At 69.1% G+C, this 14,351-nt stretch carries 11 protein-coding genes; 10 read left to right on the forward strand and 1 reads right to left on the reverse strand.

Annotation, left to right across the window (positions count from 1 at the left end; genetic code table 11):
• The first annotated feature begins 13 nt into the window (after window positions 1–13).
• The 6 genes from AC0NH5_RS21430 (at window position 14) to AC0NH5_RS21455 (ending at window position 6,531) form a co-directional block, all read left to right on the forward strand.
• Entirely contained in the window at window positions 14–1,330 is a 1,317-nt protein-coding gene (locus AC0NH5_RS21430; RefSeq protein ID WP_474406499.1) for an extracellular solute-binding protein, read from the forward strand.
• Window positions 1,331–1,394: 64 nt separating this feature from the next.
• A complete protein-coding gene (locus AC0NH5_RS21435) occupies window positions 1,395–2,372 on the forward strand; it encodes a carbohydrate ABC transporter permease (RefSeq protein ID WP_474406501.1) in 978 nt (325 codons plus the stop codon).
• A complete protein-coding gene (locus tag AC0NH5_RS21440) occupies window positions 2,372–3,229 on the forward strand; it encodes a carbohydrate ABC transporter permease (protein ID WP_474406502.1) in 858 nt (285 codons plus the stop codon). The genes AC0NH5_RS21435 and AC0NH5_RS21440 overlap by 1 nt, the downstream gene beginning before the upstream one ends.
• Before the next feature lie 33 nt (window positions 3,230–3,262).
• A complete protein-coding gene (gene ngcE, locus AC0NH5_RS21445; protein WP_474406504.1) occupies window positions 3,263–4,696 on the forward strand; it encodes an N-acetylglucosamine/diacetylchitobiose ABC transporter substrate-binding protein in 1,434 nt (477 codons plus the stop codon).
• A 20-nt stretch (window positions 4,697–4,716) separates the two neighbouring features.
• Complete coding sequence (locus AC0NH5_RS21450) at window positions 4,717–5,616, forward strand: carbohydrate ABC transporter permease (RefSeq protein WP_474406506.1); 900 nt, start codon at window positions 4,717–4,719, stop codon at window positions 5,614–5,616.
• Window positions 5,617–5,628: 12 nt separating this feature from the next.
• On the forward strand, window positions 5,629–6,531 hold the full coding sequence (locus tag AC0NH5_RS21455) for a carbohydrate ABC transporter permease (protein ID WP_474406509.1): 903 nt from the start codon (window positions 5,629–5,631) through the stop codon (window positions 6,529–6,531).
• Here the strand turns inward: AC0NH5_RS21455 and AC0NH5_RS21460 are convergent.
• Complete coding sequence (locus AC0NH5_RS21460) at window positions 6,524–6,931, reverse strand: hypothetical protein (protein WP_474406512.1); 408 nt, start codon at window positions 6,929–6,931, stop codon at window positions 6,524–6,526. The two genes, AC0NH5_RS21455 and AC0NH5_RS21460, sit on opposite strands and share 8 nt — an antisense overlap.
• 99 nt (window positions 6,932–7,030) lie before the next feature.
• Here AC0NH5_RS21460 and AC0NH5_RS21465 point away from each other — a divergent pair, with 99 nt between their 5' ends.
• The 4 genes from AC0NH5_RS21465 (at window position 7,031) to metH (ending at window position 14,279) form a co-directional block, all read left to right on the forward strand.
• Window positions 7,031–7,885 carry an aldo/keto reductase gene (locus tag AC0NH5_RS21465; RefSeq protein WP_474406514.1) on the forward strand — a complete coding sequence of 285 codons (855 nt, stop codon included), beginning with the start codon at window positions 7,031–7,033 and terminating at the stop codon, window positions 7,883–7,885.
• 1 nt (window position 7,886) lies between these two features.
• On the forward strand, window positions 7,887–8,876 hold the full coding sequence (gene mgrA, locus AC0NH5_RS21470; RefSeq protein WP_474406516.1) for an L-glyceraldehyde 3-phosphate reductase: 990 nt from the start codon (window positions 7,887–7,889) through the stop codon (window positions 8,874–8,876).
• A gap of 30 nt (window positions 8,877–8,906) precedes the next feature.
• Window positions 8,907–10,544 carry a bifunctional 3'-5' exonuclease/DNA polymerase gene (locus AC0NH5_RS21475; RefSeq protein ID WP_474406518.1) on the forward strand — a complete coding sequence of 546 codons (1,638 nt, stop codon included), beginning with the start codon at window positions 8,907–8,909 and terminating at the stop codon, window positions 10,542–10,544.
• 114 nt (window positions 10,545–10,658) lie between these two features.
• A complete protein-coding gene (metH, locus tag AC0NH5_RS21480) occupies window positions 10,659–14,279 on the forward strand; it encodes a methionine synthase (RefSeq protein WP_474406520.1) in 3,621 nt (1,206 codons plus the stop codon).
• Window positions 14,280–14,351 lie beyond the last annotated feature (72 nt).

Below are 14,351 nucleotides of genomic sequence, written 5' to 3' on the forward strand. Positions count from 1 at the left end.
CTCGGGAGGAAAAGTGAAGCGCAAGATCGCGGTAGCCGCGGCGCTCGCGGCGACGCTGTTCGGAGCCACCGCGTGTGGCGGCTCCGGGGCCGACGACGAAGGCGCCACCTCGGCGACCGGCGCCGTCGACGGCAAGGGCAAGACCATCAAGGTCTGGCTCATGGTCGACGCCGAGACGGCCTGGAAGCCGGTGGTCGAGGACGCCACCGCGCGGTTCACCGCCGCGACCGGCGCCCAGGTCAACGTCGAGTACCAGCAGTGGGCGAACCACCTCACCAAGCTGGACGCGACGCTGGCCGGCGCGGACGTTCCGGACGTCGTGGAGCTCGGCAACACCGAGTTCTCCAAGTACGTCTTCAACGGCGGCTTCGCCGAGCTGAACAAGGGCGACTTCGAGAACTCCGACACCTGGCTGTCGGGTCTCTCGGGCGCCTGCGAGCTGGACGGCAAGACCTACTGCGTGCCGTACTACGCCGGCGCGCGGGTGCTGATCTACCGCAAGGACCTGTTCCAGAAGGCCGGCATCGCCGAGGCGCCGAAGACCTACGCGGACTTCCTCACCGCCGCCGACAAGCTGCAGACCGGCAACGCCGCGGACAAGAAGTTCAGCGCGGTCTACATGCCGGGCCAGTACTGGTACGCCGCGATGTCCTGGGTGAAGTCGTCCGGTGGCGAGATCGCCACGAAGGACGGCGACAAGTGGGTCGGCCAGCTCTCTTCGCCGCAGTCCCAGGAGGGTCTGCAGAAGTGGGTCGACATGGTCAAGAAGTACTCGAAGGCTGACGTCACCAAGAACGAGAACGAGCAGGCCGGCATCTTCGCGCAGGGCTCGGGCGGCATGTTCTACGGCAACGCCTGGGAGCAGGGTGTGGCCGAGGAGGTCCGCAAGGACCCGAACGACCCGAACTCGGAGCTGGTCCCGACCAAGGTCAAGGGCAAGCTGGCCGCCGCGCCGATGCCGGAGGTCCCCTCCTTCCTCGGTGGCTCGAACCTCGGTGTGACCCAGAAGAGCGCCAACAAGGAGCTCGCCGCTCAGTGGATCAAGCACTTCACCGACGCCAAGTCGATGGACGGGCTGATCAAGGCCTCCGCGCTGCCGAACTCGACCGCGCTGCTGGACAAGGCCGCCACGGACAACCCGGCGATCGCGCCGGCCGCGCTGTCCGCGAAGGCCAGCTGGTTCCCGCCGAACGCCGAGAAGTGGGCCGACGTGGAGAAGGGTGCCGTGCTGCAGACCATGCTGACCGACATCCTGACCGGTAAGAAGACGGTCGCCGACGGCGCCAAGTGGGCCGACGAGCAGATCAACGCCACGCTCAACGAGGCCTGACGACCAGGTGGCGCCCGGCTCGCGGGCCGGGCGCCACACCTGACCAGGTGGAAGAGGATCACTGATGACCGCCGTCGACTTCCCGACGACCCCGGCGCCGCCTCAGCAGACCCCGCCGGCCCCGGCCCCGCACCGCAAGCGTCGCCCGCGCCGCAGCGAGTCCCGGGTGCCGTGGCTGCTCTCGCTGCCCACGCTGCTGATCCTGGTGGCGATGCTGGGCTATCCGCTGTTCCGCATGATCGAGCTCTCCTTCCAGAACATGCGGCTGCGCGAGCTGATCACCGACCTGGCGCCGCCGTGGGTGGGCTTCGACCAGTACTCGAAGGCGCTGACCGACGGCGTGTTCTGGGGAGTCGTGGCGCGTACCGCCGCCTTCACCGTCGTCTCGGTCACCCTCTCGGTCCTGCTCGGCCTCGGCATCGCGCTGCTGATGCGCCGGGTGCACGCCAAGGTCCGGCTGTTCATGATGATCGCGATGATGTTCGTCTGGGCGCTGCCCCAGCTGGTCGCCGCGCAGGCGTTCCGCTGGCTGACCGACTCCGACTTCGGCGTCCTGAACTACGTGATCGACAAGATCCCCGGCGTCGACTTCGCCAACCACAGCTGGTTCGTCAACCCGTGGGAGGGCTGGGCGGTCATCACCACGCTGGTGGTCTGGGCCGGCATCCCGTTCCTAGCGATCTCGCTGAGCGCGGGCCTCACCCAGGTCCCCAAGGAGCTGCTCGAGGCCGCCACCGTGGACGGCGCCTCGCCCTGGCAGGCGCTGCGCAACATCACGCTGCCGATCCTGAAGCCGCTGCTGACGATCGTCACGACGCTGTCGGTGATCTGGAACTTCGGCCTCTTCACGCAGAACTGGGCGTTGCGTGACGGCCACCCCGAGCCGGTCTACCAGACGCTGTCGACGTACTCGTACACCCAGGCCTTCGGGCAGTCCCGGTACAGCTACGGCTCGGCCATCGCGGTGATCACCGTGCTGCTCATGTTCGGCGTGATGGTCTTCTACATCCGCCAGATGTTCAAGATCGGAGAGGTGGACTGATGGCGCGCCACGACGAAGGTGTGGTCACCGTCGGCCGCAGCCGCATCGGTACGTTCTTCGCGAACTCCACCGGCATCGTCTTCGGACTGTTCATGCTGTTCCCGGTGTACTGGGTGCTCAACACGGCGTTCAAGCCGGACAGCGAGGTCCGCAGCTTCACGCCGACGTTCCTGCCGCAGAACCCGACGCTGGACAACTTCCGGTCGGCGCTGGGCGAGGAGCTGTTCCTGCCGGCCATGGTGAACGGCCTGATCATCACGGCGATGGCGGTGGCGGCGGCCCTGGTCGTCGGCTTCCTGGCCGCGCTGGCGATCGCCCGCTTCCACTTCTACGGCCGCAAGGCGATCATTCTGGTCGTCCTCGCGGTGCAGCTGGTGCCGTTCCTGGCGCTGCTCATCCCGCTCTTCCTGATGTTGCAGGGTGCGAATCTCACCAACTCGCTGGTCGGCGTGGCGCTGGTGTACCTGGTGCTGCTGCTGCCGTACACGGTGTGGACGCTGCGCGGCTTCATCTCCGGCATCCCCCGGGAGCTGGACGAGGCCGCGATGATCGACGGTTGTACCCGGGCCCAGGTGTTCTGGCGGATCATCCTGCCGCTCACCGGCCCCGGCCTGGTGGCGACCTCGGTCTACGGGTTCATCCAGGCGTGGAACGAGTTCATCATCATCAACACCCTGAACAGTCCCGAGAAGCAAAATCTGATGGCCTGGCTGTTGTACAACCAGACCGAGCGCGGTACCGCCTGGGGCCCCCTCATGGCCGGTGCGATCATCACCTCCATTCCGGTGGTGGTCTTCTTCCTGCTGATCCAGCGCAACATCGCCACGGGGCTGACCGCGGGCGCAGTCAAGGGATGAGTATTCTCCCGGAATCTTTACGAAAGGACATCGATGTCTGAGATAACGCACTCCGAGCTCGACCGCCGTACCCTGCTGCGCCGCGCTGCCGCGGTCGGCCTGGCCGCCACTCCCGCCGTGGGCATGCTGAGCGCCTGTGTGGGCGGTGGCGAGGAGGAGACGGGCAACCAGGCCTCCGGCACCAAGTCGGCGGACAACCCGCTCGGCATCGACCCGAAGGCGCCGATCGAGATCGTGATCTTCGACGGCGGTCTGGGCACCAAGTACGCGACCGACGTGGACACCCCGCTCTACTCGAAGAAGTGGCCGGAGTCGAAGGTCAACTACTCCGCCACGCAGGAGATCTCGACGGTCGTGCAGCCGCGGCTCAACGCCGGCGACGCGCCGGACATGATCAACAACTCCGGCGCGAAGATGATGGACTTCGGCGCGATCGTCGCCGCCGGCCAGGCGCAGGACCTCACCGACCTGTTCGCCGCCCCGTCCTGGGACATCCCCGGCAAGACCGTCGCCGAGACGCTGGTGCCGGGAGCCGTCGAGCAGGGCACCTACAGCGGCAAGCCGTACGCGGTGAACTACGCGTACACCGTCTTCGGTCTCTGGTACAACAAGACGCTGTTCGACAAGAACGGCTGGACCGTCCCCACCACGTGGGCCGACTTCACCGCGCTCTGCGACCAGATCAAGGCCAAGGGCATCGTGCCGTTCGGCTACGCCGGCTCGAACGCGGCGTACTACATGGTCCGGGCCCTGCTGACCAGCGCCGGCAAGATCGGCGGCGAGCAGGCGCTCAAGGACATCGACAACCTCAAGCCGGGCGCGTGGACCGCCCCGGCCGTGCTCGAGGCCGCCAAGGCCTGGGGCGAGATCGGCAACAAGTACCTGGACAAGTCGTTCCAGGGCCTCAAGCACACCGAGGTCCAGCTGCGCCAGAACCAGGACAAGGTCGCCTTCTACCCGTGCGGCTCCTGGCTGGAGAACGAGCAGGCCAAGGACACCCCGCCCGGATTCCAGTACGCGGTGGCGGCGTACCCGAGCGTCACTGCCTCGGACCAGCTCCCGGCGACCGCGCTGAACGCCGCGGCCGGCGAGATCTACTTCGCCTCGTCGAAGGGCAAGAACCCGCGCGGCGGCATGGAGTACCTGCGGGTCATGCTCTCCAAGGAGGCGGCGCTCGAGTTCACCAAGCTCACCAAGTCGCTCACCGTGGTGGCCGGCGCCGCCGACGGCGTGGAGATCTCTCCCGGCCTGACCAGCGGTAGCGCGGCGATCGCGGCGGCCGGCAAGGACGTCTTCATGGGCTACCTCTTCGACACCTGGTACAAGAAGCTCAACGACGAGTCGCTGAGCGCGGTCAACGACCTGATGTTCAAGGGCGGCGACGCGCAGAAGTTCTGTGACCGGATGGAGGCGGCGTCGCAGGCGATCGCCAAGGACTCCTCGGTCCAGAAGCAGACCCGCGCCTAGTAGTAGTGAGGTAGAGCGCCATGCGGCACGGTAAGTACCCCTTCATCATCGGCTTTCTTGCCGTGCCGGTGGCGCTCTACGCCACGTTCGTGGTGGCGGCGTACATCCAGACGTTTCAGCTGTCGCTGACCAGCTGGTCGGGCTTCGGGCCGATCAAGTACGTCGGCTTCGACAACTTCGTGAAGCTGTGGAACGACGACCTGTTCTGGAAGTCGTTGTGGAACAACGCGTACCTGCTGGTCCTGCTCCCGCTCGTGACGATCGCGCTGGCGCTGGTCTTCGCGTTCCTGCTCAACGTCGGCGGCGGGTCCAAGGGCGGCATGACCCGGGGCGTCTGGGGCTCCAAGGTCTACCGGGTGATCTTCTTCTTCCCGCAGTTGATGGCGCTCGCCATCGTCGCGGTGATCTTCGGCCGGGTGTTCTCCTCGGACAAGAGCGGCATGCTCAACGGCCTCTTCCCGGAGTCGTGGTCGCCCTGGCTGTTCCTGGCCGACGAGCGCTGGGCGCTGACCTGCATCCTGGTGGTGCTGGTCTGGCAGGCGGTCGGCTTCTACGTGGTGCTCTTCTCGGCCGGCATGGGCTCGATCGAGCACGAGATCTACGAGGCGGCGGCGCTGGACGGCGCCACCCGGGTCAACCTGTTCTTCCGGATCACGCTGCCGCTGCTCTGGAACACCATCCAGGTCGGCTGGATCTATCTGGGCATCGCCGCGTTCGACGCGTTCGCCCTGGTGAACATCATGACGGTGGACCGCGGCGGGCCGGACGGCGCGACCTCGGTGCTGGCCATGATGATCTACCGCAACACCTTCGAGTACTCCCAGGTGGGATATGCCTCCGCGCTCGGCGTGGTGCTGTTCTTCCTGACCCTGACTTTCGCCGCGATGACCCTGCGGGTCACCCGGCGCGAATCCGTCTGAGCGGGGACGACGATGACCACTTCCGTTACCGCACCCCCCGAGGCCGCTCCGGTGCAGGCCAAGCAGACCCAGCACCGCGAGATCCGCGCCTTCAACAGCCTGGCGCACCTCGCGCTGGTCGCGTGGGCGCTGGTCACCGCCGGGCCGCTGCTCTGGGTGGTGCTGGCCTCGTTCAAGAGCAACACCGAGATCTTCCTCGGCGAGCCGTTCGCGATGCCGGCGAATTTCTCACTGGAGACGTACTTCTCGGCGTGGGACCAGGCGCACATCGGGCGGTACTTCCTCAACAGCATCTTCGTGGTCGCGCTCAGCACTGCGGGCACCATGCTGTTCGGGTCGATGGCGGCGTACGTGCTGGCGCGTTACCGGTTCTTCGGCAACCGGTTCATCTATTACCTGTTCGTCTCGGGACTCGCGTTCCCGACGTTCATGGCGCTCGGCCCGCTGTTCCACATCCTCAAGAACATGGGTCTGCTGAACTCGTACTTCGGCCTGATCCTGGTCTACATCGCGTACTCGCTGCCGTTCACGATCTTCTTCCTGGCCGCGTTCTTCAAGTCGCTGCCGCACGAGATCGACGAGGCGGCGACGGTGGACGGCGCGTCGCACACCCGCAAGTTCTTCCAGATCATGATGCCGATGGCGAAGTCCGGCCTGGTCAGCATCACGATCTTCAACATCGTCGGGCAGTGGAACCAGTACCTGTTGCCCTTGGTCATCATGCAGGGGCAGGGTGCCGACCAGAAGTGGGTGCTCACCCAGGGCATCGCGAACATCTCCACGCAGGCCGGTTACCAGGCTGAGTGGTCGACGCTGTTCGCCGCGCTGACGCTGAGCATCCTGCCGATGATCGTGGTCTACGCGATCTTCCAGCGGCAGATCCAGGCGGGCCTGACGGCCGGCGCGGTCAAATAGGCGGGCGCTGCTGCCGCTCATAGAGCCGGTCGTTCTCGTAACCGGTCAGGTGCAGGCGGGACAGGCCGCGGGCGAGTTTGAAATCGATGCCGGCGTCGACGATCGGCTGGGCGGCCGGGTGGGTGACACCCTCCCGGCCGAGCACCTCCCAGACCAGGGCGGCCGCGCCGTAGGTGGCGAAGCCGCCCCGGTCGGCGGCGGCCACCTCGGCCAGCTCGGTGAGGAAGGCGGCCGGGTCCCGCTGCGCCGGTGCGATGAGCGGCGCCACGATCGGCGACCAGATCTCGTCGGGCTCGACGCCGCTGTGCTCCGGATCGATCGAATAGCGGCCGAGGAGTTCCAGCCGCCGCAGAATATCGGCGGGGAAGAGGCCGGTCCGCCGGCGGGAGAACCATCGCATGCCCCCTCCTGACGGACAGCGCGTCCGTCGAGTCGGCTTGGACTCGCCGCGACGGGGGATATCACCGGGGACAATCGGTGAAGCCTGATGGAGGAACCCATGCAAACCCGTCGTATCGGCGACGTACCGGTCAGCGCGATCGGGCTCGGCGGCATGCCGATGTCCATCGAGGGCCGTCCGGACGAGGAACGCTCCATCCGCACCATCCACGCCGCGCTCGACGCCGGGGTGACCCTGATCGACACCGCTGACGCGTACCACCTGCACGCGGACGAGGTCGGGCACAACGAGTCGTTGATCGCCAAGGCACTGGCCTCGTACGGTGGGGACACCTCCGGCGTGCTGGTCGCCACGAAGGGCGGGCACCTGCGGCCCGGTGACGGCAGCTGGACGCTGAACAGCTCACCGGACTATCTGAAGCAGGCCTGTGAGGCGTCCCTGAAGCGCCTGGGCGTCGAGGCGATCGGCCTCTACCAGCACCACCGGCCGGACCCCCGGGTTCCCTACGCGGACGCGATCGGCGCGATCCGGGACCTGCTCGACGCCGGAAAGATCCGGATGGCCGGCATCTCCAACGCGAACCCCGCCCAGATCCGCGAGGCGCAGGAGATCCTCGGCGGCCGGCTGGTCTCCGTGCAGAACCAGTTCTCGCCGGCGTTCCGCTCCTCCGAGCCCGAGCTCGAGCTCTGCACCGAGCTGGGCATCGCCTTCCTGCCCTGGTCACCGTTGGGCGGCATCAGCAAGGCGGCCGAGCTGGGCGGGCACGCGGCGGCTTTCAAGAAGATCGCCGAGAGGTACGACGTGAGCCCGCAACGTGTCTGTCTGGCCTGGCACCTAGCCAAGTCGCCGGTCGTGATCCCGATTCCGGGCGCCAGCCGGCCCGCTTCGATCGAGGACTCCGCCCTGGCGCCTACGCTGGAGCTGACTGCTGACGATCTTGCGGAGCTCAACTGACATGGAATACCGGCGCACCGGCCGCAGCGGCCTGAAACTGCCCGAGATCTCGCTCGGCCTGTGGCACAACTTCGGCGACGACAAGCCCCTGGAGACCCAGCGGGCCATCCTGCGCCGCGCCTTCGACCTGGGCATCACGCATTTCGACCTGGCCAACAACTACGGCCCGCCCTACGGTTCGGCCGAGTCGAACTTCGGCCGGCACCTGGACCGGGACTTCCGGTCGCACCGCGACGAGATGGTCATCTCGACGAAGGCGGGTTACGACATGTGGCCCGGCCCGTACGGCGACTGGGGCTCGCGGAAGTACCTGACCGCGTCCCTGGACCAGTCGCTCAAGCGGATGGGCCTGGACTACGTGGACATCTTCTACTCGCACCGGTTCGACCCGGAGACCCCGCTCGAGGAGACGATGGGGGCGCTGGACGCGGCGGTGCGCGCGGGCAAGGCCCTCTACGTGGGCATCTCGTCGTACTCGCCGGCCAAGACCGCGGAGGCCGCGGCGATCCTGCGTGGCCTGGGCACGCCGCTGCTGATCCACCAGCCGTCGTACTCGATGCTGAACCGCTGGATCGAGGAGAGTCTGCTGGACACCCTCACCGACGTCGGCGCCGGCTGCATCGCGTTCTCCCCGCTCGCCCAGGGCATGCTGACCAGCCGTTACCTGGACGGCGTGCCGGCCGGCTCCCGGGCCAGCGAGGACAAGTCGCTCAGCACCGACCTGCTCAGCGACGAGAACCTGGAGAAGGTGCGGGCGCTGAACGCGATCGCCGAGCGGCGCGGGCAGAGCCTGGCGCAGATGGCGATCGCCTGGGTGCTGCGGGATCCGCGGATGACGTCGACGGTGCTCGGCGCGAGCAGCGTGGCCCAGCTGGAGGCGAACGTCGCGGCGCTGGAGAACACCACGTTCGGCGACGACGAGCTGGCGGAGATCGACAAATACGCGACCGACTCCGGCATCAACCTGTGGGCCGGATCGAGCGCGCACTGATATGTCGTACCCCCGGGTGAGAATGGCGGCGTGTTGGTAGCCGTCTCACCCGATCCCGCGGGCCGCGGCGGCAGTCTGGTGGAGCTTTCCGCCGGCGGGCCGCCGCGGCACGTGGCCGACATCGCGCCGGCCGTCGCCGAGCTGGAGGCCGCGGCCGGCCCGCGCTGGATCTGGGCGGCCACCACCGACCTCTATCCGGCGCTGCTGCGGTCCGGGGTGCGGGTGGCGCGCTGCCATGACCTCGAGCTCACCGAGGCGCTGCTGCTCGGGCACGCCGGGCGGTGGGGCGAGCCGCGCAGCCCGGCCGCGGCGCTGGCCAGGGCACGCGGTCTGCCGGCGCCCCCGGATCCGGCGCGGCCCGGCGCCGAGCCGCCCGGCTTCGCCCAGGGTGCGCTCTTCGAGTCGGTCGCGGCCCCGGTCCCGGAGATCAAGGACCTCCTCCAGGTGTACGAGGATCAGCGGCGCCGCATCGAGGAAACCGAGCACCCCGGCCGTTTCCGCCTGCTGGTGGCGGCCGAGTCCGCCGGGGCGCTGATCGCCGCCGAGATGGGCCACGCCGGCCTGCCGTGGCGCGCCGACATCCACGACCAGTTGCTGCGGGAGCTGCTCGGCGCCCCGCAGCCGGTCGGCCCGCCGCGCCGGCTCGCCGAGCTGACCGCCGAGGTCAACGCCGCGTTCGGCGTCCGTGGCCTGCACCCCGACTCGCCGGCGGAGGTGATCCGCGCCTTCGCCCGGGCCGGCGCCGACGTGCCGAACACCCGGGCCTGGGTGCTGCGCCGGGTCGAGCACCCGGCGGTCGCCCCGCTGCTGGAGTTCAAGGAGCTCTACCGCATCTGGACAGCGCACGGCTGGGCCTGGTGCGACGCGTGGGTGCGCGACGGCCGCTTCCGCCCGGAATACGTGCCCGGCGGCGTCGTCTCCGGCCGCTGGGCCGCCCGCGGCGGCGGCGCCCTGCAGGTCCCCAAGGTGGTGCGCCGGGCCGTCGTGGCCGACCCGGGCTGGACGTTCGTGGTCGCCGACGCCGGCCAGTTGGAGCCCCGGGTGCTGGCCGCGGTCTCCGGCGACGAGCGGCTGGCCCGCGCTGCCGCCGCCGGCGACCTCTACGCCGCCCTGGCCACCGACTCCTTCGACGGCGACCGGGCCAAGGCCAAGCTCGCCCTGCTCGGCGCGATGTACGGGCAGACCGGCGGCAACGCGATCCCGGCCCTGGCCGTCCTCCGCCGGCAGTACCCGACAGCCTTCGACTACGTGGAGACCGCCGCCCGCACCGGGGAGACCGGCGGCCTGGTGCGGTCGTGGCTCGGGCGCACCTGCCCACCCGCCTTCCACACCCGGGACGCGGGGCTCGATCCCCCCGATGAGGTGGCGCCACCACCCGGACGGGCTAGGGGACGATTCACCCGAAACTTCGTGATTCAGGCCACTGCCGCCGAGTGGGCGCTCGTCCTGCTCGCCACTCTGCGTGGAGCACTGGAAGGGACCGCCGCCGAATTGGTCCTCTTCGTGCACGACGAGGTGGTCGTGCACTGCCCCGCCGAGCAGGCGGAAAGCGTCGTGGCAGCGGTGCACGAGAGCGCGGCGACGGCCGGCCGGCTGCTCTTCGGGGCGACCACGGTGCGTTTTCCCCTCGACGTCTCAGTGGTTGGCACCTACGCCGACGCGAAGTGAGATGGTGGGTATCGTGGGTGCTCCGGCCGAGAGGCGCTGCAGCGGGCCCACCCGTCACGCTCGACCGGTGAAAAACCCGCACAAGGGCGCCTCCGACTATTCGGAGGTGTCCCGTTGACAGATACCGTCAGCAAGCTTCGTGAGCTGCTCGCCGAGCGGATCCTGGTGCTCGACGGGGCGTGGGGCACGATGCTGCAGGGCGCCCGGCTCACCCCCGAGGACTACCGCGGCGACCTCATCCCGGCGGACCACCCGCAGGACGTCACCGGCGACCCCGACCTGCTGATCCTGACCCGGCCCGACGTCATCCTCGACGTCCACCGGCAATACCTCGCGGCCGGCGCGGACATCACCACCACGAACACCTTCACCGCCACCAACATCGCGCAGGCCGACTACGGCCTCGAGCACCTGGTCCGCGAGATGAACGTGCAGGGCGCCCGGCTGGCCCGGCAGGCCGCCGACGAGGCCGCCGCGGCCGACGGCCGGCCCCGGTTCGTGGCCGGCTCGGTCGGCCCGCTCAACGTCACCCTGTCGCTGTCGCCCAAGGTCGAGGACCCGGCGTACCGCGCGGTCACCTTCGACCAGGTCAAGGCGACGTACGAGGAGCAGATCTCGGCGCTCGCCGAGGGCGGCGTCGACCTGCTGCTGATCGAGACGATCTTCGACACGCTGAACGCCAAGGCGGCGATCGCGGCGGCCCGCGAGGTGGCGCCGCAGCTCCCGCTCTGGATCTCGGTCACCATCGTCGACCTCTCCGGGCGGACCCTCTCCGGCCAGACCGTGGAGGCGTTCTGGCGTTCGATCGAGCGGGCCGAGCCCCTGGTCGTCGGCGTGAACTGCTCGCTCGGCGCGGCCGAGATGCGCCCGCACGTGGCCGACCTGGCCCGGCTGTCCGGGGTCTACGTGGCGTCGCACCCCAACGCCGGCCTGCCCAACGCCTTCGGCGGTTACGACCAGACCCCGGAGGAGACCGGCCAGCTGCTCGCCGGCTTCGCCGCGGACGGCCTCGTCAACATCGTCGGCGGCTGCTGCGGCACCACCCCGCCGCACATCGCGGCGGTCGCCGCCGCGGTGGCCGGAGCCGCGCCCCGGGCCGTCGACCCGCCGGCGCCCACCACCCGGTTCAGCGGCCTGGAGCCGTTCGAGATCGGCCCGGACACCGGCTTCGTCATGATCGGTGAGCGGACCAACGTCACCGGCTCGGCCAAGTTCCGCCGGCTCGTCGAGGCCGACGACTACCAGGCCGCCGTCGACGTGGCCCTGGAGCAGGTGCGCGGCGGGGCCAACCTGCTCGACGTGAACATGGACGCCGACCTGCTCGACAGCGAGCGGGCGATGACCACGTTCCTCAACCTGATCGCCACCGAGCCCGAGGTGGCCCGGATCCCGATCATGATCGACAGCTCGAAGTGGTCGGTGCTCGAGGCCGGCCTCAAGTGTGTGCAGGGCAAGGGCGTGGTCAACTCGATCAGCCTGAAGGAGGGGCCGGACTCCTTCCTCGCGCAGGCCCGCCGGATCCGCGACTTCGGCGCGGGCGTCGTGGTGATGGCCTTCGACGAGCAGGGCCAGGCCGACACGACCGAACGGAAGGTCGAGATCTGCGGCCGCGCCTACGACCTGCTGGTCGGCGACGGCTTCGACCCGACCGACATCATCTTCGACCCGAACGTCCTCGCCGTGGCCACCGGCATCAGCGAGCACAACGGCTACGCCAAGGCGTTCATCGACGCGCTCCCGCTGATCAAGCAGCGCTGCCCGGGGGTGCGGACCAGCGGCGGCATCTCCAACCTGTCGTTCGCCTTCCGCGGCAACGACGTGGTCCGCGAGGCCATGCACTCGGCCTTCCTGTTCCACGCGGTCCGGGCCGGCCTGGACATGGGCATCGTCAACGCCGGGCAGCTCGCCGTCTATCAGGACATCCCCGCCGAGCTGCTGGAACTCGTCGAGGACGTGATCTTCGACCGGCGGCCGGACGCCACCGACCGTCTCGTCACGTTCGCCTCCACGGTGACCGGCAGCGGCGCCAAACGGGAGATCGACCTCAGCTGGCGGGACGCGCCCGTCGAGAAGCGACTCAGCCACGCGCTGGTGCACGGCATCGTCGACTTCATCGAGGCCGACACCGAGGAGGCCCGGCAGAAACTGCCCCGCCCGCTCGACGTCATCGAAGGCCCGCTGATGGACGGCATGAGCATCGTCGGCGACCTGTTCGGCTCCGGCAAGATGTTCCTGCCCCAGGTGGTCAAGAGCGCCCGGGTGATGAAGCGGTCGGTCGCCTACCTCCTGCCCTACATGGAGAAGGAGAAGGCGGAAGGCGCCCGCGGGCAGGGCAAGGTCGTGCTCGCCACGGTCAAGGGCGACGTCCACGACATCGGCAAGAACATCGTCGGAGTCGTGCTGGGCTGCAACAACTACGAGGTGATCGACCTCGGCGTGATGGTGCCGACAGCGAAGATCCTGGACACCGCGGTGACCGAGGGCGCCGACGTCATCGGGCTGTCCGGCCTGATCACACCGTCGCTGGACGAGATGGTCGCGGTCGGCGCGGAGATGCAGCGGCGCGGCCTCAAACTGCCGCTGCTGATCGGCGGGGCCACCACCTCGAAACAGCACACGGCGGTGCGCATCGCCCCGGCGTACGACGGGCCGACCGTGCACGTGCTGGACGCCTCCCGGGTGGTCGGCGTGGTCTCCGACCTGCTCGACGCGACCCGCGCCCAAACCCTCGACGAGGCCAACCGGATCGAGCAGGAGCGCCTGCGGGTGCAGCACGAGAACCGGCACTCGCAGCCGATGCTCACCCTCGCCCAGGCCCGGGCCAACCGGGAGACCGTCGACTTCGGCGAGCTGCCGACGCCGGCCTTCACCGGGGTACGCGAGATCGCGCCCACCATCGCGGAACTGCGCCGCATGATCGACTGGCAGTTCCTGTTCCTGGCGTGGCAGCTCAAGGGCAAGTACCCGGCGATCCTCGACCAGCCGGTCGCCCGCGAGCTGTTCGACGACGCCAACACGATGCTCGACCAGATCATCGCGGACGGCTCGTTCCAGGCGCGGGGCGTCTACGGCTTCTGGCCGGCGCACGCCGACGGCGACGACATCAAGCTGGCGAACGGTTTCTCGTTCCCGATGCTGCGCCAGCAGACGGCGAAACCGGCCGGCCGCGCCAACCGGTCCCTGGCCGACTACATCGCCCCGGCCGACCCCACCACCGGCTCCCCGCGCGACCACCTCGGCGGATTCGCCGTCGCCATCCACGGAGCCGACGAACTGGCCCACCGGTACGAGGCCGAACAGGACGACTACCGGGCCATCATGGTCAAGGCCCTGGCCGACCGGCTCGCCGAGGCGTTCGCCGAATATCTGCACCTCAAGGCCCGCCGCGAATGGTTCGAGCCGGACGCCCAGCCGGAGCTGGCGGACCTGCACGCCGAAAGGTTCCGGGGCATCCGGCCGGCCCTCGGCTACCCCGCGTGCCCGGACCACAGCGAGAAGCGTGAGCTGTTCGAGCTGCTCGGCACGTCCGCCATCGGGGTGCACCTGACCGAGTCGTTCGCGATGATGCCGGCGGCCGCGGTCAGTGGGCTGATCTTCGCGCACCCGGAGTCCCGCTACTTCACGGTCGGCAGGCTGGCACGTGACCAGATCGAGGACTACGCGGCCCGGCGCGGCATGCCTGTCGCGGAGGTGGAGCGCTGGCTGCGCCCGAACCTCGCCTACTCCACCGACTGACGCCACCCGCTCGCAGCCACGCCGGCCCTCAGGGGTCGGCCGCTCGCACCCACTCCAGCCCTTGGGGCCGGC

It is taken from the genome of Actinoplanes sp. 13 (assembly GCF_056134165.1).

What these genes read in the sequence shown, in the direction of transcription:
- AC0NH5_RS21455 (WP_474406509.1), top strand. Translation starts at nt 5,629, where the DNA reads ATGACCACTTCCGTTACCGCACCCCCCGAGGCCGCTCCGGTGCAGGCC.
- AC0NH5_RS21450 (WP_474406506.1), top strand. Translation starts at nt 4,717, where the DNA reads ATGCGGCACGGTAAGTACCCCTTCATCATCGGCTTTCTTGCCGTGCCG.
- AC0NH5_RS21465 (WP_474406514.1), top strand. Translation starts at nt 7,031, where the DNA reads ATGCAAACCCGTCGTATCGGCGACGTACCGGTCAGCGCGATCGGGCTC.
- AC0NH5_RS21435 (WP_474406501.1), top strand. Translation starts at nt 1,395, where the DNA reads ATGACCGCCGTCGACTTCCCGACGACCCCGGCGCCGCCTCAGCAGACC.
- ngcE (WP_474406504.1), top strand. Translation starts at nt 3,263, where the DNA reads ATGTCTGAGATAACGCACTCCGAGCTCGACCGCCGTACCCTGCTGCGC.
- AC0NH5_RS21440 (WP_474406502.1), top strand. Translation starts at nt 2,372, where the DNA reads ATGGCGCGCCACGACGAAGGTGTGGTCACCGTCGGCCGCAGCCGCATC.
- AC0NH5_RS21460 (WP_474406512.1), bottom strand. Translation starts at nt 6,931, where the DNA reads ATGCGATGGTTCTCCCGCCGGCGGACCGGCCTCTTCCCCGCCGATATT.
- mgrA (WP_474406516.1), top strand. Translation starts at nt 7,887, where the DNA reads ATGGAATACCGGCGCACCGGCCGCAGCGGCCTGAAACTGCCCGAGATC.